Raw genomic sequence first — 22,474 nt, forward strand, 5'->3', positions numbered from 1 at the left:
CGCTATTCCTTGCTTGAAGTGGGCGGGTGGTGCGCTTGCAGATAGGACTTCAACAACAAGGTAGTCTGCTGTTCAAGCCCCGCTTCGAGCGCAGGCGACGCATTGCCTTCGAGCACGATTCGCACCGGCCCGAGAATAGCACTGAGGGACATGCCAGCCGTCAGCACCGGCTCGGCAAAATACGCATCCGTTGCGGTGCGCAACATGCCCGCAATCGCCGTCACCATCCGCGTGTAGATCAGGGCCATCAGCTCGGCGCCGCCGCGCTCGCTCGCGATGGCATACAACGCCTTGGAAGCGCCCTTGTTACGCAATTTGGCAACCAGCAACGCACTGACCAACCCCGACGCCATGTCCGCCACGGGCAAGTGTTGATGGCGGCTGCACGCCAACTCGACCGCCTCAGCCACCCACGACAGGTGGTTCTCCAGCACCGCGGCCAACAGTGCATCGCGGTTCGGGTAGTACTGATAGAGACTGCCCACCGACATGCCAGCCCGCTCGGCCACCCGCGTGGTGGTGCAGCGGATCAAGCCCTGCTGGGTTAAAACCTGAAGGGTTGCCGTGTGCAACGCCTCAACGGTAGCGACTGAGCGCGCCTGAACCGCCGATTTTCTTGGCTTCAAGGAGGCTTTGGGGGTGCTCACGGAATGCGAATTCCAAAAAATGAAGGATCCTTCATATTAGACGCTTACTTAGTCGAAGCAAGGGCAACGGTAATGAACAACTTGGCAAACAGCGGCACATTCACCCTCGGCGACCGCCAGGTCAACCGCATTGGCTACGGCGCGATGCAGCTGGCGGGCCCCGGTGTGTTCGGCCCGCCCAAAGATCGCGATGCGGCGCTGGCCGTGCTGCGTGAGGCGGTCGCAGCCGGCGTTAATCATATCGACACCAGTGATTTCTATGGGCCGCATGTCACCAATCAACTGATTCGCGAAGCGCTGCACCCTTATCGGGACGACCTCGCCCTTGTCACCAAAATCGGCGCCCGCCGCGACAACGAAGGTGGATGGCTGGCCGCTGCGTCAAAACAAGAACTGACACAGGCCGTGCACGACAACTTGCGCAACCTGGGGCTGGACGTGCTGGACGTGGTCAACTTTCGCGCGGCGCACAGCATGATGGGCACGGCTGAAGGCTCAATCGCCGCCTCACTGGAGGTGCTCTCACAGTTGCAACAACAGGGCCTGGTGCGCCATATCGGCCTCAGCAACGTCACGCCGACCCAAGTGGCCGAGGCCCGTGCAGTGGTTAAGTTTGTGTGCGTACAGAACCTCTACAACATCGCCCATCAGCACGATAACGCGTTGATCGACGAACTGGCCGAGCAAGGCATTGCCTATGTACCGTTCTTCCCACTGGGCGGGTTTACCCCGGTTCAATCATCGACGCTGTCCAGCGTTGCGCAGCGACTCGGGGTGACGCCCAAGCAACTGGCGCTGGCCTGGTTGTTGCGGCGCTCACCCAATATCCTGTTGATTCCCGGCACCTCATCGGTGGGTCATTTGCGTGAAAATCTTGCGGTGGGCGAACTGCAATTGACCGACGAAGTAATGGCCGAGTTAAACGCAATCGCGGGTTAAATCGCCAAACCCTGGGCCGAGCCCATCGTGGTTTAACGGGGCGCTTCCAGGAGCAAAAGCAGGCGGCCTGAAAGCCGGCCCTATCCCCCAAGCCGAACTCGGTCAACTGTGGGAGCGGGCTTGCTCGCGATTGCCGTGTGTCAGATAAGTATTTTTCAACTGACACACGGCAATCGCGAGCAAGCCCGCTCCCACAAAAGCGTGCCTGAGCTAACCAATCAGGGGGCGCTGCCACACTCAGTCCACGCCCAACTCCACCAGCCCGGCGTTCAACCGCACCGGCCACACGCGCAGGCGCTGATCCGGCGCCTCCAGGCATTGGCCGTCGTGCAAGCGATAATGCTGCTTGTAGATCGGCGCCGCCACCACCAAGTCACCCTTGATGCTGCCGACCAGCCCGCGACCGATCACGTTCGCCCCGGACTCCGGGTCATGGTTGTCGATGGCGTACAGGCGCTGGTCTTGCGCGCCCGGCAAGTAAAACAGCGCCACCTGCGCGCCGTCGAGCCACACCACTACGCCGGAGTTGCTCACCAGGTCTTGCTCAGTGCACACGCTTTTCCACTTAGCCAGGTTGGGCTGAATGTTGGATGAACTCATCAGGCAATCTCCTCGATGACGGGAATCAGGTTCAGTTCGCTCGCCATGATCGGGCGGCGCTGGCCACGTTCCTGGACAAAATGAATGTCCGGGTCGGGGCGTTTGTCGTTGACGAAGGTGCGGAAGCGCTTGAGTTTTTCCGGGTCTTTGAGGGCGTTGGCCCACTCGCATTCATAGCGGTCGACCACCAGTTGCATCTGCGCTTCAAGCTCGGCGCCCAGCCCGAGGCTGTCGTGCAATATCACGTCTTTGAGGAAGTCGAGGCCGCCGTCGAGGCTTTCGCGCCATACCGAGGTGCGCTGCAATTTGTCGGCAGTGCGAATGTAGAACATCAGGAAACGGTCGATGTACTGGATCAGCGTGGCATCGTCGAGGTCGGTGGCGAACAGCTCGGCATGGCGCGGGCGCATGCCGCCGTTGCCCGCGATGTAAAGGTTCCAGCCCTTCTCGGTGGCGATCACGCCGACGTCTTTGCTCTGCGCTTCGGCGCACTCGCGGGTGCAGCCGGACACCGCAAACTTGAGTTTGTGCGGCGAGCGCAGGCCCTTGTAACGGTCCTCGATGAGCAAGGCCATTTTCACGCTGTCCTGCACGCCGTAGCGGCACCAGGTGCTGCCCACGCACGACTTTACCGTACGCGTGGACTTGCCATAGGCATGCCCGGTTTCAAACCCGGCGGCGATCAGCTCGGCCCAGATCTCCGGCAGCTCATGCAGTTGCGCGCCGAACAGGTCGATGCGCTGGCCGCCGGTGATCTTGGTGTAAAGGTCGTATTTTTTTGCGACTTCGCCGATTGCGATGAGTTTATCCGCAGAGATTTCACCGCCTGGAATACGCGGCACCACCGAATAGGTGCCGTTCTTCTGCATATTCGCCATGAAGGTGTCGTTGGTGTCCTGCAACGGCACGAGGGATGCGTCCATGATCGGCTGGTTCCAGCACGAGGCCAAAATCGAGCCCACCGCTGGCTTGCACACGTCACAACCGGTGTGGCCACGGCCGTGTTTGGCCAGCAGTTCTTCGAAGGTGATCACGCCTTCCACGCGCACCAGCGCATACAGTTCCTGACGCGTATAGGCGAAGTGTTCGCACAGGCTTTTGTCGACGCTGACGCCGCGCGCAATCAGTTCATGCTCGAACACCTGTTTAAGCAACCCGGCGCAGCCGCCGCAACCGGTGCCGGCCTTGGTCTGCGACTTGAGCAGGCCGAGGTCGCTGCAGCCGCCGTCAATCGCCGAGCAAATCGAACCCTTGGTCACGTTGTGGCACGAGCACACGGTGGCTGCTTGCGGCAAGGCGCCCGGACCGAGGGTCGGCGCGCCAGTGGACGATGGCAAGATCAGGCTGGCCGGTTCGGACGGCAACGCGATACGGTTTTGCATGTATTGCAGCAGGGTGTCGTAGTAACTGTTGTCGCCGACCAGCACCGCGCCGATCACGTGCTTGCCGCTCGCGTCCACCACCAGGCGTCGATAGCTGGCGCTGGCTTCGTCGATGAATTGGTAGCTGCGCGCACCCGGCGTGTGCGCATGCGCGTCGCCGATCGAGCCGACGTCGACGCCGAGCAGTTTGAGTTTGGTCGACATGTCAGCGCCCACAAACGGCTCGGTAGCCTGCTCGCACAACAGCGCGGCAACCCCGCGGGCCATCTGGTAACCCGGCGCAACCAGGCCGAACAAACTGCCGTTCCACGAGGCGCATTCGCCAATCGCGTAGATGTTCGGGTCGCAGCTTTGGCATTCATCGTTGATCACCACGCCGCCGCGCGGGCCAATCTCCAGCGCGGCCTGACGCGCCAGCGCATCTTGGGCACGGATACCGGCTGAGAACACGATCAGGTCGGTTTCGAGGAATTCGTCATTCGCAAAGTTCATGCGGTAGCGATACGCCTCGCCCGCGCTGATCGACTGCGTGGCGCGGGACAAGTGCACACCGACGCCCAGCCGTTCGATCTGAGCCTTGAGCGCCAGCCCGCCAAAATCATCCAGTTGCACCGGCATCAAGCGCGGCGCGAACTCCACCACATGTGCTTCCAGGCCAAGGCTTTTCAGGGCGTTGGCGGCTTCCAGACCGAGCAACCCGCCACCCACCACCACGCCGCGCCGCGCATTGGCGGCTGCCGCGCGAATCGCGTCTAGGTCTTCGAGGGTGCGGTACACCAGCCGCGAGTCGCCTTCAGCGCCTTCAATCGGCGGCACAAACGGGTAAGAACCGGTGGCCAGCACCAACTTGTCGTAGGCCACACACCCTTGCGCGGTAATCACCTCGCAACGGGCGCGGTCGATTTCCAGCACCGGCACGCCCAAATGCAAGGTCACACCCGGCGTGTGGTACAGCGACGCGTCGGACAGCGCCAGCGACTCGGCATCACGCCCGGTGAAGTATTCGGAAAGATGCACGCGGTCATAGGCGCGCATCGGCTCCTCGCTGAACACGTGCAAGCGGTAGTGGTCCAGCGCGCCGCGCTCGATCAGTTGCGCCACACAATGATGGCCGACCATGCCATTGCCGACGACAATCAGGGTTTTCTGCGGTTTCAGACTGGCGATAGTGGAATTCATGGAAAGCACCCGACAAAGCTCATCACGGTTTAAAAAAGCAAAAAAAAACGCCTGAAACCTTACGGTTCCAGGCGTCTTTGCCTGTTCTTATACGGGTTCGGATCGGGCGACTTCGCCGGTCCTTCCGTTATTGCCCATGACCTGTATGGCCTGTCGATCATCGTTGACCGAGGTGGGTTGAAGCTGAGCTTGCAGGCGCCGTGCCAATCCGCCGCGGGCGCCTGTGGCACGGGCTGCAAGCGGGCCTGCAAGCAGCGGATGCGTGTTTTGGCGCCTCCAACTGGTGCGCCTCGCGTCATAAAAGTGCATTTTCAACCCTAACTGTAGGCAGCGCGGCTGTTGTGGCGAGCGGGCTTGCTCGCCACACAAGCCCGATTGAAAACCTGGCGCGTGACTTGCTAGGAACACTCCACAGAGCAGTCAACGCTGATTGCCCATTCACGACAAAGGCGCCGTGCAACTCCCGTTTTTAACGGAGGGTTGCAGGGCGCTTTTTGTTTGCGGGCAGCAAAAGTTTTCGAGGGTTACGGATGGCAAACCAGAGCGTACGCAGCGTGTGTCCTTATTGTGGCGTGGGCTGCGGCATCGTCATGCAGGTCGAGAACAATACAGTGGTCAAGGTGACTGGCGACAAGGCCCACCCCACCAACTTCGGCCGCCTGTGCACCAAAGGCACCACCTGCGGGCAGGCCATCGCCGAGTCCGGGCGCATGGCCAGCGCGTATGTGCGCCAGGCGCGCGACCACGACCCGGTGCGCATCGGCATGGACAAGGCGATCAGCGAAACCGCCAGCCGGTTGCGCAGCCTGCTCGACACGCATGGCCCAGACGCGCTGGCCTTTTACGTGTCCGGGCAAATGTCGCTGGAAGCGCAGTACCTGATCAACAAACTGGCCAAGGGCTTTGTGCGCACCGCCAACCTCGAATCCAACTCCCGCCTGTGCATGGCCAGCGCCGGCAGCGGCTACAAACTGTCGCTGGGTTCCGACGGGCCACCGGGCTCGTATGAAGATTTCGACCGCGCCGACCTGTTCTTCGTGATCGGCGCCAACATGGCCGACTGTCACCCGATTTTGTTTCTGCGCATGATGGACCGCGTCAAGGCCGGGGCTAAGCTGATCGTGGTCGACCCACGGCGCAGCGCCACCGCAGACAAGGCCCACCTGTTCCTGCAGATTGAGCCCGGCACCGACCTCGCGTTGCTCAACGGCCTGCTGCACCTGCTGGTAAAAAACGGCCACACCGACCCCGCGTTTATCGCGGCCTTCACCCAAGGTTGGGAGGCGATGCCGGGATTCCTGGAGGACTACCCGCCGCACCGCGTCGCCGAGATCACCGGCCTCGCCGAAGCCGACATCCGCCAAGCCGCCGAGTGGATCGGCGAGGCCGCCGAGTGGATGAGTTGCTGGACCATGGGCCTCAACCAAAGCACGCATGGCACCTGGAACACCAACGCGCTGTGCAATTTGCACTTGGCCACCGGCGCGATTTGCCGACCGGGCAGCGGGCCGTTTTCGCTCACCGGCCAACCGAACGCGATGGGCGGCCGCGAAATGGGCTACATGGGCCCCGGCCTGCCGGGCCAGCGCTCGGTGCTGGTCGAGGCCGACCGCGCGTTTATCGAAGACCTCTGGCACATCCCCGCAGGCAGCCTGCCGCGCCAGGCCGGTGGCGGTACGGTGGCGATGTTCGAGCAGATGATCAGCGGGCGGATCAAAGCCTGCTGGGTTATCTGCACCAACCCGGTCGCCAGCGCGCCGAACCGCCGCAAGGTGATCGAAGGCTTGCAAGCCGCCGAACTGGTGATCACCCAGGATGCCTACCTCGACACCGAGACCAACCGCTACGCCGATATCCTGCTACCCGGCGCGCTGTGGGCCGAGGCCGAAGGCGTGATGATCAACTCCGAGCGCAACCTCACGCTGATGCAAAAAGCCGTCGACGCGCCCGGCGAGAGCTTGCCCGACTGGCAAATCATCGCCAGGGTCGCGTGCGAGATGGGCTTTGCCGAGGCCTTCACCTATGCGCATGCCGCGGAGGTGTTTGACGAAATCAAACGCGCCTGGAACCCCAAGACTGGCTATGACATTCGCGGCGCAAGCCACCAACGCCTGCGCGAAACCCCGTTGCAATGGCCCTGCGCGACAGCCGATGGCGCAGACCGCAACCCGATCCGCTATTTGAATGAGGGCACGCTCACCTTCGCCACCGACAGCGGCAAAGGCCAGTTCCTCGCGCGCCCACACCTGCCGCCCGCCGAGATGCCCGACGCGGCCTTCCCGTTTGTCCTCAACACCGGCCGTTTGCAACACCAGTGGCACACGCTGACCAAGACCGGCAAGGTCGCCACCCTGAACAAACTCAACCCCGGCCCGTTCGTTGAACTGCACCCCGAAGACGCCGCAAGCCTGGGCATCAAGCCTAAAGACTCGGTGGAAGTGCGCTCACAGCGCGGGCGTGCGGTGCTGCCCGCGGTGGTCACTGACCGGGTGCGCCCCGGCAACTGTTTTGCGCCGTTTCACTGGAACGATGTGTTTGGCGAACACCTGGCGATCAACGCGGTGACCAACGATGCCGTCGACCCGATTTCGCTGCAGCCCGAGTTCAAGTTTTGTGCCGTGGCGCTGACCCGCGTCGAGTTGATCGAGCATCAGTTTTTGCACGCGCCGGCCGCCGTTGCCAATGACCTAGCCCCTGTAGCAGAGGACCTCGCCATGTCGCGACTCGACGCCTTCGCCGACCTCGCCGGCATCCGTAACCTTGCGCCGCCACCACTGAGCGACAGCGAACGCACCTACCTCGCGGGTTTCTTGAGTGGCCTGCAATCGAGTGCCGGGCGCCAGGCCGTCGGCGTGCCGGTGATGCCGGCGAATGCGCCGCTGGCCAAGGATTCGCGGCTGTGGCTGGACGGTTTGCTCGGCGGCTTGTTCAGCCGCACGCAGGCAGGCGCGGCGGTCGATGCCGTGGCGTCGGCGTCCTCCCCGGCAGTCACGCTGTTATGGGCGTCGCAAACCGGTAATGCCGAAACCCTCGCCGAGCGCTTTGCCAAGCGTTTGCGCGAGGGCGGCATTGCGGTGGAGTTGAGCGCCATGGCGGACTTCCCCGCGAGCAAGTTGGCGAGCACGCAAAACCTGGCGCTGATCAGCAGCACCTTCGGCGATGGCGACCCGCCCGACAATGGCGAAAGTTTCTGGCACGGCCTCAACAGCGTCGACACGCGCCTGGAATCGCTGCGCTTTGCGGTGCTGGCCTTGGGCGATCCGAATTACGACCAATTCTGCAAACACGGTAAACAACTTGATCAGCGCCTGTTGGAACTGGGCGCCACCCGCCTGCTGGAACGCGTCGACTGCGACACCGAATTCGAAGAACGCGCGGATGCCTGGCTGGCACAGTTCCTGGAGTCGCTGCACCCGGCCAAGCCAATAGCGCCCATAACCCCCGCAGCGCCAGCCACGCCCGCTGGCAAAACCAAGTTGCATGGGTCACGCCTGCTGCTCAACCGGCACCTGAACTCGCAGAGTTCGCACAAGGAAACCCGCCAGTTCGCGCTGGACCTGGCCGACTCCGGCATCAGCTATGAAGCCGGTGATGCACTGGGCGTGATGCCGCGCAACTGCCCGGAGCTGGTCAGCGAACTGCTCGACCTGACCCGCCTGGATGCGGCCACCTGCGTGAACATCGACACCTTCGGCGATGTGCCGCTGCACCAGGCACTGACGCAGCGCTTCGAAATCGCCCGGCCGAGCAGCGACACCCTGGCGTTTATCGCCGAGCGCAGCAGCAACCCGGGCCTTAAGCAACTGCTTGACCCCGAGCATAAAGCCGAACTGAAAGACTGGCTGTGGGGCCGGCAACTGACCGATGTGTTGCAGCAATACCCTATCGATTGCTCGGCCAACGAACTGCTCGGCACCCTCAAGCGCCTGCAACCGCGCCTGTATTCGATTGCTTCCAGCGCCAAAGCCTACCCGCAGGAAGTCCACCTGACCGTGGCGGCCGTGCGCTACGGCAAGCGCAAAGGCGTGTCGTCGACCTTTTTGGCCGACCGTGCAAGCGACTGCGAAGTGCCAATATTCGTGCAACCGGCCAAACACTTTCGCACGCCCGGCGACGGTAGCGTGCCGATGATCATGATCGGCCCCGGCACCGGCGTGGCACCGTTCCGGGCTTTTTTGCAGGAGCGCCGCGCGCAAGGCCATCAGGGGCGGAATTGGCTGTTTTTTGGCGAACAGCACGCCGCCAGCGACTTTTACTACCAGGATGAACTGCAAGGCATGCAGCGCGACGGCCTGCTGACGCACCTGAGCCTCGCCTTTTCGCGCGACCAGGCGCAAAAAATCTACGTGCAAGACCGCATCGCCGAACAGGGCGCCGAGCTATGGCGCTGGCTGCAGGACGGCGCAAAAGTCTACATCTGCGGCGACGCCAGCCACATGGCCAAGGATGTCGACCACGCGCTGCGCCAGGTCGCACAGGCGCACGGCGGGCTCGACGGCGAAGGCGCCGTGGATTACTGGCGCCAGTTGAGCGAGCAAAAACGTTACCTGCGTGATGTGTACTGAGTGGGCGCTGATCAGCGCGCGGCCAGCAGCCAGCTCAGAAAGGTCTGCAACCGCGTGCAAAATGCTTCGCCCTCGGCGCTCGGGTTGCGCGCCTCAAACAGAAAGTACGCGACCTGCACGCGCATCGTCGGGCAGTGCTGGACGAACAGCGCGACGTGCTCTTCGAGCGTGTGCGGCCAGCTCAACGCGTCCTCCGGGCGCAGTAGTTGCGTCGCTCGAATCAACCTGCGCGCCGCTTCGCGTTGCAGGCGAAGGCGCTCCGGCACGCTGCCTGCGTCGCCTATGCGCGCAGGGTAAGCGTTTAACACTTGTTCAACGTCATCATTGATCGCCAGCGCGATTTCGCGCGAGGGCCGAAACCACTCAAAGTGCCGGGACAGGTCATCACCCCACACACAACGGCAATGATGCTTGAGCCAAAAGCCCCATTTGTTTTTATGCTCGGGCGCCAGCACCTGCGAGCGGTGGCCGATATCGAAGTCGATTTTGGTCACCAGCGGGTGGCGTTTTTCCAGTGCCTGCCGCAGCCCTTCCAATTGTTCAAGCACCTGCGCACCCGGCGGCTCGCGCAGTACCAGCGTGAGGTCAAGGTCCGAGTCACCTTGGCTGGCCTCGCCTCTCGCGACACTGCCATACACATAAATGCCGTCCAGCCCCAGCACCGCCTGCGACAGGGTTGCGCACACGTCCGCCAGCAGTGGCTCGAACTCGGGTTGCAGGGCAATAGCGGCGACGCTGAGCACAAAGCCCTCTGCATCAACGCCTGTCGGTTTTAGTGCGCTCATGGGTGGTGGACCTCAATTACCAAACCTTCCGACGCACTTGGCACACAGAAGTGGCGAGTGATCAGGTCAAACTCAGCGTCGGTGGCGGCAAAATCATGCTCACCGAATGCATTGCGGGCATGTAGCCGAGCGCGGCAAGTAGCGTCATCCAGTTCGAGGTAATGCAAGCAATGCGGCACTTGAGCCGTTTGCGCCAAGCTGAGCAGCCATTCGCGGTTTGCCAGGGTATTGGCCGGAAAGTCCAGCACTACGGTGACACCCGCCTGCAAAAGATTAGTCACCAGTGGCCCAAGCACCCCGCGAACACGCTGGGCGCAGCGCAGGTAATCTGCAATACACGCGATTTCAGCGGGATACAGCGTTGCAAGCCATGCGTCTTCGCTGAGCAGAATAGCGTCGTGTTGGGTCGCGAGGGCCTTAGCGAGCGTGGATTTGCCGGAGGCGATCTTGCCGCACAGCAGATGCAGGGTTGGCATAGGGCAGTTCCTTATTGGGGGCTATCAAGGATGGCATTTTTTCACGCCCTGCGACGCTGCCAATGCGCATGAACAAGCCTTTCGGTGTGCAGCTGCGCCCTAAGCTCACTGGCTGAGCCTGGCCATCAATTAAGTTGAATCCTGCTTTTCAGCGGCGGTCACCTATAAGGACAGCAGCAAGCCGATGACGCTACGGAGGCCGTGATGAACCTTGCAATGACACTTTTCAGCCTGTTTGCCGGGTGGATGGCGATTATGATTTCAATGCTGTGGGGCGTGTTACGCGTGGCCCGTTGGCACCATGATTAACACGCCGGATGGCCGTTACTTCGTGGTCAAGGGCCAGCTATGGCGCGCGACCAACCCCGCACTGGAAGAAAGCCTGCGCCAGCACTGGGTTAACGAATTGATGGACGCGCGCCGCTCGGTCAAAGCCGCCAAAGCCTCAAGCGACGCGAGCGCGTTGAAGGATGCGCGGCGCCGCGTGCAGGCCGCCAAGGTTGCATTGGGCGAACGAGGCCCGGTGTGGTGGGACGACGGCAGCCCGGACTTCAACCGCCGCCAGGTGGCTAACACGCCGTACGCCGGTTGGTACGAAACACATTTCGATACGTAACCACGGTGAACTTTCTTTCAAACGCTGCGCTCCTTTCCTATGCGCTGCCCCAACCCCAGGGGCGTTGTATAAACAAGGAGTTGCCATCCCATGACCACCCTTCCCGTCTACCAAACCTCAACGCCGGGTCCGCTGCACGCGACCTTGCTGGCCGGTACCGTGCCGCTGTTTCTCGGTGCCCTGATCAGCGACATCGCCTATACCCAGACTTTCCAGATTCAGTGGGCTAACTTTGCCTCTTGGCTGATTGCCGGTGCGTTGGTGTTCTGTGGATTTGCGCTGCTGTTTGCGTTGGTCAATCTGGTGCGTGCCGAACGCAAGTCGGGGCAACCCGTGGTGTATTTTTTGCTGCTGTTGGCCACCTGGATTCTCGGCCTGGTTAACGCCTTCCAACACGCCAAAGACGCGTACGCCGCCATGCCGACCGGCTTGGTGCTGTCAGTCGTCGTCACGCTGCTGACACTGGCGGCAACCTGGACTGGCCTGCGCGGAGGTGCCAAATGAAAACGTCGAGCACATTGACCTTACTCAGCGCTGCGCTGTTGCTGAGTGCCTGTGGTGGCGAAGGCGACAAGAACCAGGCTCGCGGGCCTGACCCTAAATTGCCGGAGCAACAAAGCAGCCTGCTGCCGAGCATGAAAATCGCCGAGCCGACGCCGTGGGGCGAGCAAAAACCCAAGGTGCCCGAAGGCTACAGCGTGACCGCCATCGCCACCGGCCTGGCCATTCCGCGCCAAACCCTGGTATTGCCCAACGGCGACATTCTGATCGCCGAAGGGCGTGGCGGCAGCGCGGCCAAGCTCAAGCCCAAAGATGTGATCGCCAGCGTGATCAAGGCCGAAGGCAACACCAAGGTCAAGGGTGGCAACCGCCTGACCCTGCTGCGCGATGCCGACGGTGACGGCACGTATGAGTTGAAAACCGTGTTCGCCGAGAACCTCAACGCGCCGTACGGCCTGGCATTTGCCGACGGCAAACTGTACGTCGCCAACCAGGATGCATTGGTGCGCTTCGACTATACCGACGGCCAGACCAAAGCCAGCGGTGCACCGACCAAAGTCACCGACTTGCCGGCGCAGATCAACCACCACTGGACCAAGTCGCTGGCCGTGAGCGCGGATGGGCGCCAGCTTTACGTGGGCATTGGCTCCAACAGCAACGTCACCGAGCGCGGCATGGAAGTCGAAATCGACCGCGCCATGGTCTGGCAGATCGACGCCGCCACCGGCGCGCACAAGCCCTATGCTACCGGCCTGCGCAACCCGACGGCGCTGACCATTCAACCGGGTTCCGGGCAACTGTGGACGGTGGTCAACGAGCGCGATGAACTCGGCCCCGACCTGGTGCCGGATTACCTGACCTCGGTGCGTGAAGGCGCGTTTTATGGCTGGCCTTACAGCTATTGGGGCCAGAATGTCGACAGCCGCGCGCAACCGCAGAACCCGGCGAAAGTCGCGGCTGCGATCAAGCCCGATTACAGCCTCGGCTCCCACGTCGCTGCGCTGGGCGTGGACTTTTCGATACCCGAGATGGGTGAGAAATTTGCCGACGGTGTATTCGTCGGCGAGCACGGCAGTTGGAACCGTGAAAACCCGGTGGGCTACAAAGTCATCTTTGTGCCCTTCAGCAACGGTAAACCGGCGGGCGAACCGATTGACTTCGCCACCGGCTTTCGCGGCGATGACGGCAAGACGCGCGGGCGCCCGGTGGGGGTGACGGTGGACCCTAAAGGTGCACTGATTATCGCCGACGACCTGGCCAACACCGTGTGGCGGGTGACGCGTAACCGCTGAACCTTTGCGGCCGGAGCGGCGTGCCCGCTCCGGCGCTTCTATTTACAGGTCAGTAATTTCCTTGTGGCGTGGCACCAGCGCTTTCATCACGCTCCAGGCCACCAGATACGCCAACGCACAAATCGCAAACATGATCATGTAGCCGGTGTGGATGTCGTTGATTGACTTGTAGTAGTCAAACACCCACCCGCCAATCTTGGTCATCACCACACCGCCCAAACCACCCGCCATGCCGCCGATGCCAACCACCGAGGCCACGGTTTTTTGCGGGAACATGTCAGACACGGTGGTGAAGATGTTGCACGACCACGCCTGATGCGCCGAAGCGCCCACGCCGATCAACAGCACCGGCACCCAGAAGCTGATATAGCCGAACGGCTGCGCCAGCAACACCACCAACGGGAACAGCGCGATCACCAGCATCGCCTTCATGCGCCCGTCATACGGTGCATCGCCGCGCGCCATGAAATAGCTCGGGAACCAGCCACCACCGATACTGCCAACCATGGTCATGCTGTACAGCACCGCCAGCGGCATCACGATGTCCGGGCCTTTCATGCCGTATTGCGCCGACAAATAGGTCGGTAGCCAGAACAGGAAAAACCACCACACGCCGTCGGTCATGAACTTGCCGAAGGCAAACGCCCACGTCTGGCGGTAGGTGAGCAACTTGAACCACGAGACTTTTTTCTGCGCCGCGCCGGCCGGTGCAGGCGTAACCGGCTGTACGCTTTGGTCGCTGCGAATGTAGGCAAGTTCTTCGGCCGAGAGGCGTTTTTGATCCTCGGGTTTCTGGTACAGCGCCGACCACACCGCCACCCACACGAACCCGAGCATGCCGATGACCATGAACGCCGCTTCCCAGCCCCACAGGCCAGCGATCAACGGTACGCAGATCGGCGCCAGAATCGCCCCCACGTTAGCGCCCGAGTTGAAGATACCCGTGGCCAGCGAACGCTCTTTTTTGGGGAAGTATTCGGCGGTGGCCTTAATCGCGATCGGGAAGTTCCCCGCCTCGCCAATCGCCAGCACCGCGCGTGAGAGCATGAAGCCGGCAATCGACACCGGGATCACCGCCAAGCCAATCGCGCCGCTGACGGCAGCGATGCCCTCGCCCATCGGCACGGCGAACGCGTGCATGATCGCGCCGGTGGACCAGATGGCAATCGCCACCACATAGGCAGCCTTGGTACCGATCTTGTCGACAAAGCGTCCGGCAAACAGCATTGAAATCGCGTAGACAAACTGGAACACCGCCGCAATGTTGGCGTAGTCGGTGTTACTCCAGCCAAATTGCGTCGACAACTGCGGCGCCAACAGGCTAAGCACCTGGCGGTCGAGGTAGTTGACGGTGGTGGCAAAAAACAACATCGCGCAGATAGTCCAGCGATAGTTGCCGACGGCCTGGCCGACGCGATGGGCGTTGATGGGCTCACTCAGGTTCATGGCATCACTTTTTTATTTTTGTTAGATAAGACATATGTAACGTCATATGTCGTCGTACAACTGCCACTTTTATAGCGGGCTGCCTAAGCGCTGTCAATCGCAAAGATTGGCGCTCGCCGAGCTATTGCGGGGTTGTAAAAATGATCAGCCAGACATGGTTATAGGATGACAAATCCGAAACACCAGGCTTGGCGCTTGTCGAGGCACATCATCGAGCAGGCCGACGCGCTGCAGGCCGAGCTTTTCCAGCACCCGAATTGAGGCCGCATGCTCGGGCCGTACCAGCCCGAACACCTCGGGCACACCGAGCGTGTGGAACGCCATCGCCAACGCGTCTTGGCCCATTTCGGTGGCATAGCCCTGCCCCCACGCTTCAACCGCGAAACGGTAGCCGAGGTTGATACGCCGCTCGGTCAGGTAGTTGAGCGGCGCTACGCCGCCAAACCCGATAACGTGCGCAGGCGCCTCGCAACGGGCAATTGCCCACCAGCCATAACCTTCGGCGGCCCATTGTTCGAGCCAGCGGTCCAACAGGCGTTGCGCCTCGGCAAGCGTGGTGATCGGCCCGGCGGGGTTGAACACGTTAGTCTGCGGGTCGCCGAAGATCGTGAACAATCGCTGCACGTCACCGGCCAGAGGTTTGCGATAAATCAGGCGTGAGGCAGTGACAGCCATTCGGATAATTCCTCGGGTAAGCCGTGAAGTTCAATGCGTTTGCAAAAAAAGGTAAATAGCGGTGAATTATTTCATGTGCAGTTGTATCTGAAGTGACAGAGCGGTGCCATCGGGACGGTGGCACCACCCCTGTTCAGTTTTAGAGTGGCCCGCATGAAATTACGTAAAAAAAGCGTCAAACCGATCGGTTTGAAAGACATCACCATTGTTGACGATGCCAAAGTGCGCAAAGCGATCACCGCCGCCGCGCTGGGTAACGCCATGGAATGGTTCGACTTCGGCGTGTACGGGTTTGTCGCCTATGTGCTCGGCAAGGTGTTTTTCCCCGACGCCTCGCCCAGCGTTCAAATGATCGCCGCGTTGGCCACGTTCTCCGTACCTTTCTTGATTCGCCCGTTGGGCGGCCTGTTCTTTGGCGCGTTGGGCGATAAATACGGGCGGCAGAAAGTTCTCGCCGCCACCATCGTGATCATGTCCCTCAGCACCTTTGCCATCGGCCTGATACCCGGTTATGCCTCGATTGGCGTCTGGGCGCCGATCCTGTTGCTGGTGTGCAAAATGGCCCAAGGCTTCTCGGTGGGCGGTGAATACACCGGCGCCTCGATCTTCGTCGCCGAATATGCCCCGGACCGTAAACGCGGGTTCCTCGGCAGTTGGCTGGACTTCGGCTCGATAGCAGGTTTCGTACTTGGCGCCGGCGTCGTGGTGCTGATCTCCAGCGTGCTGGGCGAAGCCGAATTTGAAGCGTGGGGCTGGCGCCTGCCGTTCTTCCTGGCACTGCCGCTGGGCATCATCGGCCTGTACCTGCGCCACGCACTCGAAGAAACCCCAGCCTTTCAGCAACACATGGACAAGCTTGAACAAGGCGACCGCGAAGGCCTGACCCACGGCCCCAAAGTGTCGTTCAAGGAGGTTGCCACCAAACACTGGCGCAGCCTGCTGACCTGCATCGGCATCGTCGCGGCGACCAACGTGACGTACTACATGCTGCTCACGTATATGCCGAGCTACCTGTCGCACAACCTGCATTACGAAGAAAACAGCGGTGTACTGATCATCATCGCGATCATGGTCGGCATGCTGTTCGTGCAGCCGTTTATTGGCTTTGTCAGCGACAAGATCGGTCGCAAACCGTTCATTATTGCCGGTAGCGTCGGCCTGCTGTTCCTGGCGATTCCGGCGTTCATGCTGATCACCAGCGGCAAGATCGGCTTGATCTTTGCGGGCCTGTTGATCCTGGCGATTATCCTCAACTTCTTTATCGGCGTGATGGCGTCCACTCTGCCCGCGATGTTCCCCACGCACCTGCGCTACAGCGCCTTGGCCAGCGCGTTCAATGTGTCGGTTTTGATCGCCGGTATTACGCCGACGGCTGTGGCTTGGCTGGTGGAAAGCACCAACGATTTGTTTATGCCCGCCTACTATCTGATGGTATTTGCGGTAGTCGGCTTGATTACCGGCCTGACCATGAAGGAAACTGCGAATAAACCTCTGCGTGGTGCGGCGCCGGCGGCTTCGGACATGGAAGAAGCCAAAGAGTTGCTGCAAGAGCACCATGACAATATCGAGCAGAAAATTGAAGACATCGACGCCGAAATTGCCGAGCTTGAAGCGAAACGTAAAAACCTGGTGCAACAGCACCCACGGATTAATTAGGACCTGAAGGTTCGTGGCGCCCCCGCCCGCCACACCCTTGGAGTGTTAAAGCATGAATTCCAGCGTCACCCCAGCACATTCGCTTCTCAGCGCCGATGAACGTGCCGCTATCGCCGAAATAGAAGCCACTACCAGCATTTTGCAACTGGTCACACGCCTGACCGGGATGAGATTCGCCAGCATCGCCAAGTTCACCGACGTGGAATGGATCGTTTGCTCGGTGCATGACCCAATGGCAATGGGCATCAATGTCGATGACGTGCTCAACCTTGAAAACACGCTGTGCAGTGAATTTTGCGTCAACCCGAAGGCACTGTTTATCACTCAAATCAGTCAAAATGGCCGTTATGCAACGCGCCCGGTGGTCAAGCAATTCGCCATCGAGAGCTACGCTGGCGCGCCGATCTTTCTGCCTGATGGTCGCTTGTTTGGCGCGCTGTGTGCGCTGGATTCAAAGGCAATGCTGTTCGAAGATCCGAACCTGCCGGAAACCCTCAGCCTGTTTGCCCGGCTGATCGGCTGCATTTTCTACGCTAACCTGACCGCAGCGGAGCAGTGACCGCCAGCGTGCCTCGCGGCGCAGCAAGGCTGCGGTTACCTGAAAAACTGACTCGGCGTCTTGCCAAACTGCTTCTTGAACATGCTGGTAAAGGCGCTTGGGCTGTCGTAGGCCAGTTCAACCGCCACATCAATAATCTTCTGCCCCAGCGCAATGCGTTCCAACGCCAACAGCAACCGCGCCTGCTGGCGCCATTGGCCGAAGGTCAGGCCGGTTTCCTTGCGAAACAAGCGCTGAATGGTTTTTTGATCAAGCTCAAGCCTGCGACTCCAATCCGCCACGGTCGACGCATCGCCGGGGTCGCTTTGCAGTGCCTGGCAAATACGCTGGATGCGCAGGTCGGCGGGCTGCGGCAAGGACAACGGCAACGCAGGCAAAATGACCAGCTCGTCAAGGATCAGGCGCATGATGCGCGCGTCCCGCGAGTCCTCGGCGTACGGTGGTTGCACACTCACGGAGGCCTTGATCAGTTCGCTGAGCAATCCTGAAATGCTCACGGCTTTGGTTTCGGTGGGCAGGTTGGCAAAACTGTCGGGCCGCACAAACACACTGCGCATTTTCAGCGCGCCGACGCAACGCAGCGAATGCACCTGCCCGCACGGCATCCAGAAGCCGCGATTGGGCGGCACCGTCCACTGGTTTTGCGCCGAGCGCACCACCATCACGCCCTCGATGGCATAGAGCAGTTGGTGCTTCTCATGGCTGTGGTCGGGCACTAACCAATTCTCGGGATAGTCGGTGGCGGAACTGATGACAGCCCAGTCGCCCTGATCGATCTCCTGCAGAAATTTATCCAGTGATTTGATCATTTCGCCCTTTTCGCGACAGTTGCCGCCCGAATTGCGCGAGACAGGCATTTGCGGCGAATCTAGCATAAACTCCGAAACATTATGAAATGGGCAACGGGCTTAAGTACTCGCTGCCCCTGTTCGCTGCCTTGTATGGAATGCCTGCATGTCGAGCCTGTCCGCTTCACCCGCCGCTGCAACCAGCACGCCGCACATCAGCCCCTTGGTCATGCGCGTGCTCGGCGCGTGTGCCGTGGCGCATATGATCAACGACCTGATCCAGGCCGTGCTGCCGTCGATCTACCCGATGCTCAAGGCCAACTACGGGCTGAGTTTTACCCTGGTCGGCCTGATCACCCTGACCTTCCAACTGACCGCGTCGTTGCTGCAACCGTGGATCGGCTACCACACCGACCGTCACCCCAAACCGTGGCTGCTACCGGCGGGCATGGTGTGCACCTTGATCGGTATTTTGATGCTGGCGTTTGTCGGCAGCTTCCCGGCGATCCTGATGGCGGCGGCGCTGGTGGGCGTGGGCTCGTCGACCTTCCACCCGGAAACCTCACGCGTGGCGCGCCTGGCCTCCGGCGGGCGTTACGGTTTGGCGCAATCGACCTTCCAGGTCGGCGGCAACACCGGCAGCGCCTTCGGCCCGTTGCTCGCGGCGGCGATCATCATTCCATACGGCCAAACGCATATCGCCTGGTTCGGGGTGTTCGCGGTGTTGGCGATTTTGGTGCTGTACGGCTTGAGCCGCTGGTACCGCAACCACCTCAACCTGTTCAAGCTCAAGCAAGGCGGCAAAGCCACTCACGGCTTGTCCAAAGGCCGCGTGACGTTTGCCCTGGTGGTGCTGGCGCTGTTGGTGTTTTCCAAATACATCTACATGACCAGCATGACCAGCTACTTCACCTTCTACCTGATTGAAAAATTCCAGTTGTCGGTCGCCAGCTCGCAGATGTACCTGTTTCTGTTCCTCGGCGCGGTAGCCGTCGGCACCTTCGCCGGTGGCCCGATTGGCGACAAGATCGGGCGCAAGAAAGTCATCTGGTTTTCGATCCTGGGCGCCGCGCCCTTTACCTTGGCCCTGCCCTACGTCGACCTGTTCTGGACGGCCGTGCTCAGCGTGATGATTGGTTTCATCCTCGCCTCGGCGTTCTCGGCCATCGTGGTCTTCGCCCAGGAACTGGTGCCGGGCAATGTGGGCATGATCGCCGGTATATTCTTCGGCCTGATGTTCGGTTTCAGCGGCATAGGCGCCGCGCTGCTCGGCCTGCTCGCCGACAGCCACGGCATCGAATACGTCTACACCCTGTGTTCGTTCCTGCCGCTGCTGGGCATCATGACGATATTGCTGCCATCGACCAAAGGCGTGTAACCGGAAGGGTGCGATCACTCTTTATGACACCCGACTGACGGATCGCGCCCTTGCCGGCTCGAACCGTCAGGGGTTCGTACTCGGACGCGACGCAAACCCATTAACGACGATGTACAACAACGGTCCCACCGAAACGAACACTGCCGTCAGCAACCAATACGGCACCACAGACGCGACCGACCGCCCTCGCTTGCGCGCATCCCGATACATCCACACACACGCCAGCGCCGCCATCAGGTACAGGTCGATCACCACCTGTGCCGTGTCCGGCCTCGACAACAGTTGCCGTCCAAAAGCCAATAGCGACTGCTCGGCCGTGAGCATCGTTACCAGGGTATACAGCGAAAAGCCGAGCAAAGCGGCCAGAGCGATATAAGGTCTTTGCATGGTCTCTTCCTTGAAATAATAGACCCCTACCCTAGCGATAAGGCCGCCCCCTCGCAATGACCTCGCCAAGCTCCTGCTGCGCGCACACCTGTGGCGAGCGGGCTTGCTCGCGTTGGGCTGCGCAGCGGCCCCAAAACCTGCCACCGCGACCTCACTGAAACAACGCAGCGATCTTGATGGGGCTGCTGCGCAGCCCAACGCGAGCAAGCCCGCTCGCCACACTGATAACGGTCATGCCCGCTCAGGCGGCACGCCACGACTTCTCCTCCGCTGCTCCCCACTCAAAGCTCCTGCTGCGCGCACACCCTGTGGCGAGCGGGCTTGCTCGCGTTGGGGCGCGTAGCGGCCCCAAAACCTGCCACCGCGACCTCACTGAAACAACGCAGCGATCTTGATGGGGCCGCTGCGCAGCCCAACGCGAGCAAGCCCGCTCGCCACACTGATAACGGTCATGCCTGCTCAGGCTGCGCTCCACGGTTTCTCTGCCTCATCGCCCAATTCAAACCCCCTGCTGCGCGCACACCCTGTGGCGAGCGGGCTNCGGGCTTGCTCGCGTTGGGCTGCGCAGCGGCCCCAAAACCTGCCACCGCGACCTCACTGAAACAACCCGGCGATCTTGATGGGGCTGCTGCGCAGCCCAACGCGAGCAAGCCCGCTCGCCACAAGGGTGAGGGGCATGCGCTGCGTTCCCGCAGCTACCCGGCGCTGGTTTTGTGAAATATCTGTACGTAGACTGCCGCCATACCTCCCACTTGAAGGCGGCTAAAGAAACGTGATGCAAGTTACCGAAGTCTCCATTGCTCAATTGCGCGCTGCGCTTGAAAGCGGCCACACCACTGCCGTTGAACTGGTGCAGGCCTACCTGGCGCGAATCGATGCCTATGACGGCCCGCAAACCGCGACCGCGCTGAACGCCGTCGTGGTGCGTAACACCGACGCCCTTAAAGAAGCCGAGGCGTCCGACGCCCGACGTGCCAAAGGCGAAACCTTGGGGCCATTGGATGGCATTCCCTACACCGCCAAAGACAGTTATTTGGTAAAAGGCTTGACGGCAGCCTCCGGCAGCCCGGCCTTCGCCAAGCTGACCGCGCAACGCGATGCCTTTACCATCGAGCGCCTGCGTGCCGGCGGGGCCATTTGCCTGGGCAAAACCAATATGCCGCCGATGGCCAACGGCGGCATGCAGCGCGGTGTATATGGCCGCGCCGAAAGCCCGTACAACGCCGATTACCTGACAGCGCCGTTCGCCTCCGGCTCATCCAACGGCGCCGGCACCGCGACCGCAGCAAGCTTTGCAGCCTTCGGCCTGGCCGAAGAAACCTGGTCAAGCGGACGCGGCCCGGCCTCCAACAATGGCTTGTGCGCCTACACCCCGTCGCGCGGGGTGATTTCGGTACGCGGCAACTGGCCTTTGACGCCGACCATGGACGTGGTGGTGCCTTACGCGCGCACCATGGCTGACCTTCTCGAAGTACTCGATGTCGTGGTCGCCGAAGACCCCGACACACGCGGCGACCTGTGGCGCCTGCAACCTTGGGTCGCCATCCCGAGCGTGGCCTCGGTGCGCCCTGCGTCCTACGCGCAATTGGCCGTCAACCGCGACGCCCTCGCCGGCAAGCGTTTTGGTGTACCGCGCATGTACATCAACGCCGACCCCGAGGCCGGCACCAGCGAAAAACCCGGCATCGGCGGGCCGACCGGGCAAAACATCAACACCCGCGCCAGCGTCATCGACCTCTGGCAAGCCGCACGCCAGGCACTGCAAGCCGCCGGTGCCGAAGTGATCGAGGTGGACTTTCCGCTGGTCTCCAACTGCGAAGGCGACCGGCCCGGCGCGCCCACGGTGTTTACCCGTGGCCTGGTCTCGAAGGAATTTCTGCACGACGAATTGTGGGAGCTGTCGGCCTGGGCTTTCGATGACTTCTTGCGCGCCAACGACGACCCGAGCCTGAACCGCCTGGCCGATGTAGACGGGCCTAAGATCTTTCCGCACGACCCGGGCACCCTGCCCAATCGCGAAGACGACCTGGCCGCAGGCATGGACCAATACGTGCGCATGGCCGAGCGCGGCATTACGCCATGGGATCAGATCAGCAGCCTGCCGGACGGCCTGCGCGGCCTGGAACAGACCCGGCGCCTGGACCTGGAAGACTGGATGGGCACCCTGGGGCTGGATGCAGTGCTGTTCCCGACCGTGGCGGATGTTGGCCCGGCGGATGCCGATGTCAACCAAGCTTCGGCCGATATCGCCTGGAGCAACGGCGTCTGGGTGGCCAACGGCAACCTGGCAATTCGCCATTTGGGCGTGCCCACCGTCACCGTGCCGATGGGCGTGATGGCGGACATTGGCATGCCGGTAGGCCTGACGTTTGCCGGGCGGGCTTATGATGATTCGGCGCTGCTGCGGTTTGCCTGTGCGTTTGAAGCCACCGGCAGTAAACGCCTGATCCCACCGCGTACCCCAGCGCTGGCCAAGGGATAACGCGGGCCGCGCTTTGGCAGCGCCCGCAAACCGCCCCAATCTCCCAAGCCGAGCGTGGTCAAATTGTGGGAGCGGGCTTGCTCGCGATTGCGGTGTCTCAGATAAGTATTTTTCAACTGAC

18 protein-coding genes are annotated in these 22,474 nt (G+C 61.4%); 9 read left to right on the plus strand and 9 right to left on the minus strand.

The annotated features are described in order from the left end of the window. Nucleotides 1-2: 2 nt before the first annotated feature. Nucleotides 3-647, minus strand: a complete 645-nt coding sequence (locus AO240_RS09605) for a TetR/AcrR family transcriptional regulator (RefSeq protein ID WP_099236342.1) — start codon at nucleotides 645-647, stop codon at nucleotides 3-5. A gap of 72 nt (nucleotides 648-719) precedes the next feature. Here AO240_RS09605 and AO240_RS09610 point away from each other — a divergent pair, with 72 nt between their 5' ends. Then, on the plus strand, nucleotides 720-1,586 hold the full coding sequence (locus AO240_RS09610) for an aldo/keto reductase family oxidoreductase (protein ID WP_099236343.1): 867 nt from the start codon (nucleotides 720-722) through the stop codon (nucleotides 1,584-1,586). A 237-nt stretch (nucleotides 1,587-1,823) separates the two neighbouring features. Here AO240_RS09610 and nirD read toward each other — a convergent pair whose 3' ends face one another. Together nirD and nirB are read right to left on the minus strand one after the other, a co-directional pair. Continuing rightward, the gene (nirD, locus tag AO240_RS09615; protein ID WP_099236344.1) at nucleotides 1,824-2,186 is read right to left on the minus strand and encodes a nitrite reductase small subunit NirD; all 363 of its coding nucleotides are present in this window, start codon (nucleotides 2,184-2,186) and stop codon (nucleotides 1,824-1,826) included. Next, nucleotides 2,186-4,747 carry a nitrite reductase large subunit NirB gene (gene nirB, locus AO240_RS09620; protein ID WP_099236345.1) on the minus strand — a complete coding sequence of 854 codons (2,562 nt, stop codon included), beginning with the start codon at nucleotides 4,745-4,747 and terminating at the stop codon, nucleotides 2,186-2,188. Before nirB ends, nirD begins: the two co-directional genes overlap by 1 nt. 530 nt (nucleotides 4,748-5,277) lie before the next feature. Between nirB and AO240_RS09625 the strand changes: the two genes are divergently transcribed. Beyond that, on the plus strand, nucleotides 5,278-9,312 hold the full coding sequence (locus AO240_RS09625) for a bifunctional nitrate reductase/sulfite reductase flavoprotein subunit alpha (RefSeq protein WP_099236346.1): 4,035 nt from the start codon (nucleotides 5,278-5,280) through the stop codon (nucleotides 9,310-9,312). Nucleotides 9,313-9,323: 11 nt separating this feature from the next. On the opposite strand, the gene AO240_RS09630 is transcribed toward AO240_RS09625, so the two are convergent. Beyond that, a complete protein-coding gene (locus tag AO240_RS09630) occupies nucleotides 9,324-10,097 on the minus strand; it encodes a nucleotidyltransferase domain-containing protein (protein WP_099236347.1) in 774 nt (257 codons plus the stop codon). Next, nucleotides 10,094-10,573 (minus strand): ATP-binding protein, encoded by a 480-nt coding sequence (locus tag AO240_RS09635; protein ID WP_099236348.1) that lies wholly within the window; start codon nucleotides 10,571-10,573, stop codon nucleotides 10,094-10,096. Before AO240_RS09635 ends, AO240_RS09630 begins: the two co-directional genes overlap by 4 nt. Nucleotides 10,574-10,874: 301 nt before the next feature. On the opposite strand from AO240_RS09635, the gene AO240_RS09640 reads away from it, so the two are divergent. The 3 genes from AO240_RS09640 (at nucleotide 10,875) to AO240_RS09650 (ending at nucleotide 12,982) form a co-directional block, all read left to right on the plus strand. Then, on the plus strand, nucleotides 10,875-11,189 hold the full coding sequence (locus tag AO240_RS09640) for a hypothetical protein (protein ID WP_371918613.1): 315 nt from the start codon (nucleotides 10,875-10,877) through the stop codon (nucleotides 11,187-11,189). A gap of 90 nt (nucleotides 11,190-11,279) precedes the next feature. After that, nucleotides 11,280-11,693 (plus strand): DUF2231 domain-containing protein, encoded by a 414-nt coding sequence (locus AO240_RS09645; protein WP_099236349.1) that lies wholly within the window; start codon nucleotides 11,280-11,282, stop codon nucleotides 11,691-11,693. Continuing rightward, nucleotides 11,690-12,982: a sorbosone dehydrogenase family protein gene (locus tag AO240_RS09650; protein WP_099236350.1), complete on the plus strand. Its 1,293-nt coding sequence runs from the start codon at nucleotides 11,690-11,692 to the stop codon at nucleotides 12,980-12,982. The genes AO240_RS09645 and AO240_RS09650 overlap by 4 nt, the downstream gene beginning before the upstream one ends. Nucleotides 12,983-13,024: 42 nt before the next feature. Here the strand turns inward: AO240_RS09650 and AO240_RS09655 are convergent, their stop codons facing one another. Beyond that, nucleotides 13,025-14,428: an MFS transporter gene (locus AO240_RS09655; protein WP_058411191.1), complete on the minus strand. Its 1,404-nt coding sequence runs from the start codon at nucleotides 14,426-14,428 to the stop codon at nucleotides 13,025-13,027. 144 nt (nucleotides 14,429-14,572) lie between these two features. Further along, nucleotides 14,573-15,103 carry a GNAT family N-acetyltransferase gene (locus AO240_RS09660; RefSeq protein ID WP_099236351.1) on the minus strand — a complete coding sequence of 177 codons (531 nt, stop codon included), beginning with the start codon at nucleotides 15,101-15,103 and terminating at the stop codon, nucleotides 14,573-14,575. Nucleotides 15,104-15,256: 153 nt separating this feature from the next. Between AO240_RS09660 and proP the strand changes: the two genes are divergently transcribed. Both proP and AO240_RS09670 read left to right on the plus strand, forming a co-directional pair. Beyond that, entirely contained in the window at nucleotides 15,257-16,759 is a 1,503-nt protein-coding gene (gene proP / locus AO240_RS09665) for a glycine betaine/L-proline transporter ProP (RefSeq protein WP_058411193.1), read from the plus strand. Between the two features lie 52 nt (nucleotides 16,760-16,811). Then, nucleotides 16,812-17,318: a GAF domain-containing protein gene (locus tag AO240_RS09670; RefSeq protein WP_099236352.1), complete on the plus strand. Its 507-nt coding sequence runs from the start codon at nucleotides 16,812-16,814 to the stop codon at nucleotides 17,316-17,318. A gap of 35 nt (nucleotides 17,319-17,353) precedes the next feature. On the opposite strand, the gene AO240_RS09675 is transcribed toward AO240_RS09670, so the two are convergent. Further along, nucleotides 17,354-18,175 carry a helix-turn-helix domain-containing protein gene (locus AO240_RS09675; protein ID WP_099236353.1) on the minus strand — a complete coding sequence of 274 codons (822 nt, stop codon included), beginning with the start codon at nucleotides 18,173-18,175 and terminating at the stop codon, nucleotides 17,354-17,356. A gap of 97 nt (nucleotides 18,176-18,272) precedes the next feature. Here AO240_RS09675 and AO240_RS09680 point away from each other — a divergent pair, with 97 nt between their 5' ends. Then, nucleotides 18,273-19,484, plus strand: a complete 1,212-nt coding sequence (locus AO240_RS09680; RefSeq protein ID WP_099236354.1) for an MFS transporter — start codon at nucleotides 18,273-18,275, stop codon at nucleotides 19,482-19,484. A 66-nt stretch (nucleotides 19,485-19,550) separates the two neighbouring features. Here AO240_RS09680 and AO240_RS09685 read toward each other — a convergent pair whose 3' ends face one another. Next, nucleotides 19,551-19,871 carry a DUF2834 domain-containing protein gene (locus AO240_RS09685; RefSeq protein WP_099236355.1) on the minus strand — a complete coding sequence of 107 codons (321 nt, stop codon included), beginning with the start codon at nucleotides 19,869-19,871 and terminating at the stop codon, nucleotides 19,551-19,553. A 772-nt stretch (nucleotides 19,872-20,643) separates the two neighbouring features. Between AO240_RS09685 and AO240_RS09695 the strand changes: the two genes are divergently transcribed. Continuing rightward, complete coding sequence (locus tag AO240_RS09695) at nucleotides 20,644-22,353, plus strand: amidase (protein WP_099236356.1); 1,710 nt, start codon at nucleotides 20,644-20,646, stop codon at nucleotides 22,351-22,353. Nucleotides 22,354-22,474: the final 121 nt, after the last annotated feature.

The sequence above is a fragment of the Pseudomonas sp. ICMP 460 genome (assembly GCF_002723595.1).
GTDB lineage: Bacteria > Pseudomonadota > Gammaproteobacteria > Pseudomonadales > Pseudomonadaceae > Aquipseudomonas > Aquipseudomonas kitaguniensis.

Bases quoted from the DNA above. Each gene is read 5' to 3' on its own strand.
- AO240_RS09610 (WP_099236343.1), top strand. From the start codon at position 720: ATGAACAACTTGGCAAACAGCGGCACATTCACCCTCGGCGACCGCCAG.
- AO240_RS09680 (WP_099236354.1), top strand. From the start codon at position 18,273: ATGTCGAGCCTGTCCGCTTCACCCGCCGCTGCAACCAGCACGCCGCAC.
- AO240_RS09650 (WP_099236350.1), top strand. From the start codon at position 11,690: ATGAAAACGTCGAGCACATTGACCTTACTCAGCGCTGCGCTGTTGCTG.
- proP (WP_058411193.1), top strand. From the start codon at position 15,257: ATGAAATTACGTAAAAAAAGCGTCAAACCGATCGGTTTGAAAGACATC.
- AO240_RS09685 (WP_099236355.1), bottom strand. From the start codon at position 19,871: ATGCAAAGACCTTATATCGCTCTGGCCGCTTTGCTCGGCTTTTCGCTG.
- AO240_RS09640 (WP_371918613.1), top strand. From the start codon at position 10,875: ATGATTAACACGCCGGATGGCCGTTACTTCGTGGTCAAGGGCCAGCTA.
- AO240_RS09630 (WP_099236347.1), bottom strand. From the start codon at position 10,097: ATGAGCGCACTAAAACCGACAGGCGTTGATGCAGAGGGCTTTGTGCTC.
- AO240_RS09625 (WP_099236346.1), top strand. From the start codon at position 5,278: ATGGCAAACCAGAGCGTACGCAGCGTGTGTCCTTATTGTGGCGTGGGC.
- AO240_RS09675 (WP_099236353.1), bottom strand. From the start codon at position 18,175: ATGCCTGTCTCGCGCAATTCGGGCGGCAACTGTCGCGAAAAGGGCGAA.
- AO240_RS09655 (WP_058411191.1), bottom strand. From the start codon at position 14,428: ATGAACCTGAGTGAGCCCATCAACGCCCATCGCGTCGGCCAGGCCGTC.
- AO240_RS09660 (WP_099236351.1), bottom strand. From the start codon at position 15,103: ATGGCTGTCACTGCCTCACGCCTGATTTATCGCAAACCTCTGGCCGGT.
- nirB (WP_099236345.1), bottom strand. From the start codon at position 4,747: ATGAATTCCACTATCGCCAGTCTGAAACCGCAGAAAACCCTGATTGTC.
- AO240_RS09670 (WP_099236352.1), top strand. From the start codon at position 16,812: ATGAATTCCAGCGTCACCCCAGCACATTCGCTTCTCAGCGCCGATGAA.
- AO240_RS09635 (WP_099236348.1), bottom strand. From the start codon at position 10,573: ATGCCAACCCTGCATCTGCTGTGCGGCAAGATCGCCTCCGGCAAATCC.
- AO240_RS09645 (WP_099236349.1), top strand. From the start codon at position 11,280: ATGACCACCCTTCCCGTCTACCAAACCTCAACGCCGGGTCCGCTGCAC.
- nirD (WP_099236344.1), bottom strand. From the start codon at position 2,186: ATGAGTTCATCCAACATTCAGCCCAACCTGGCTAAGTGGAAAAGCGTG.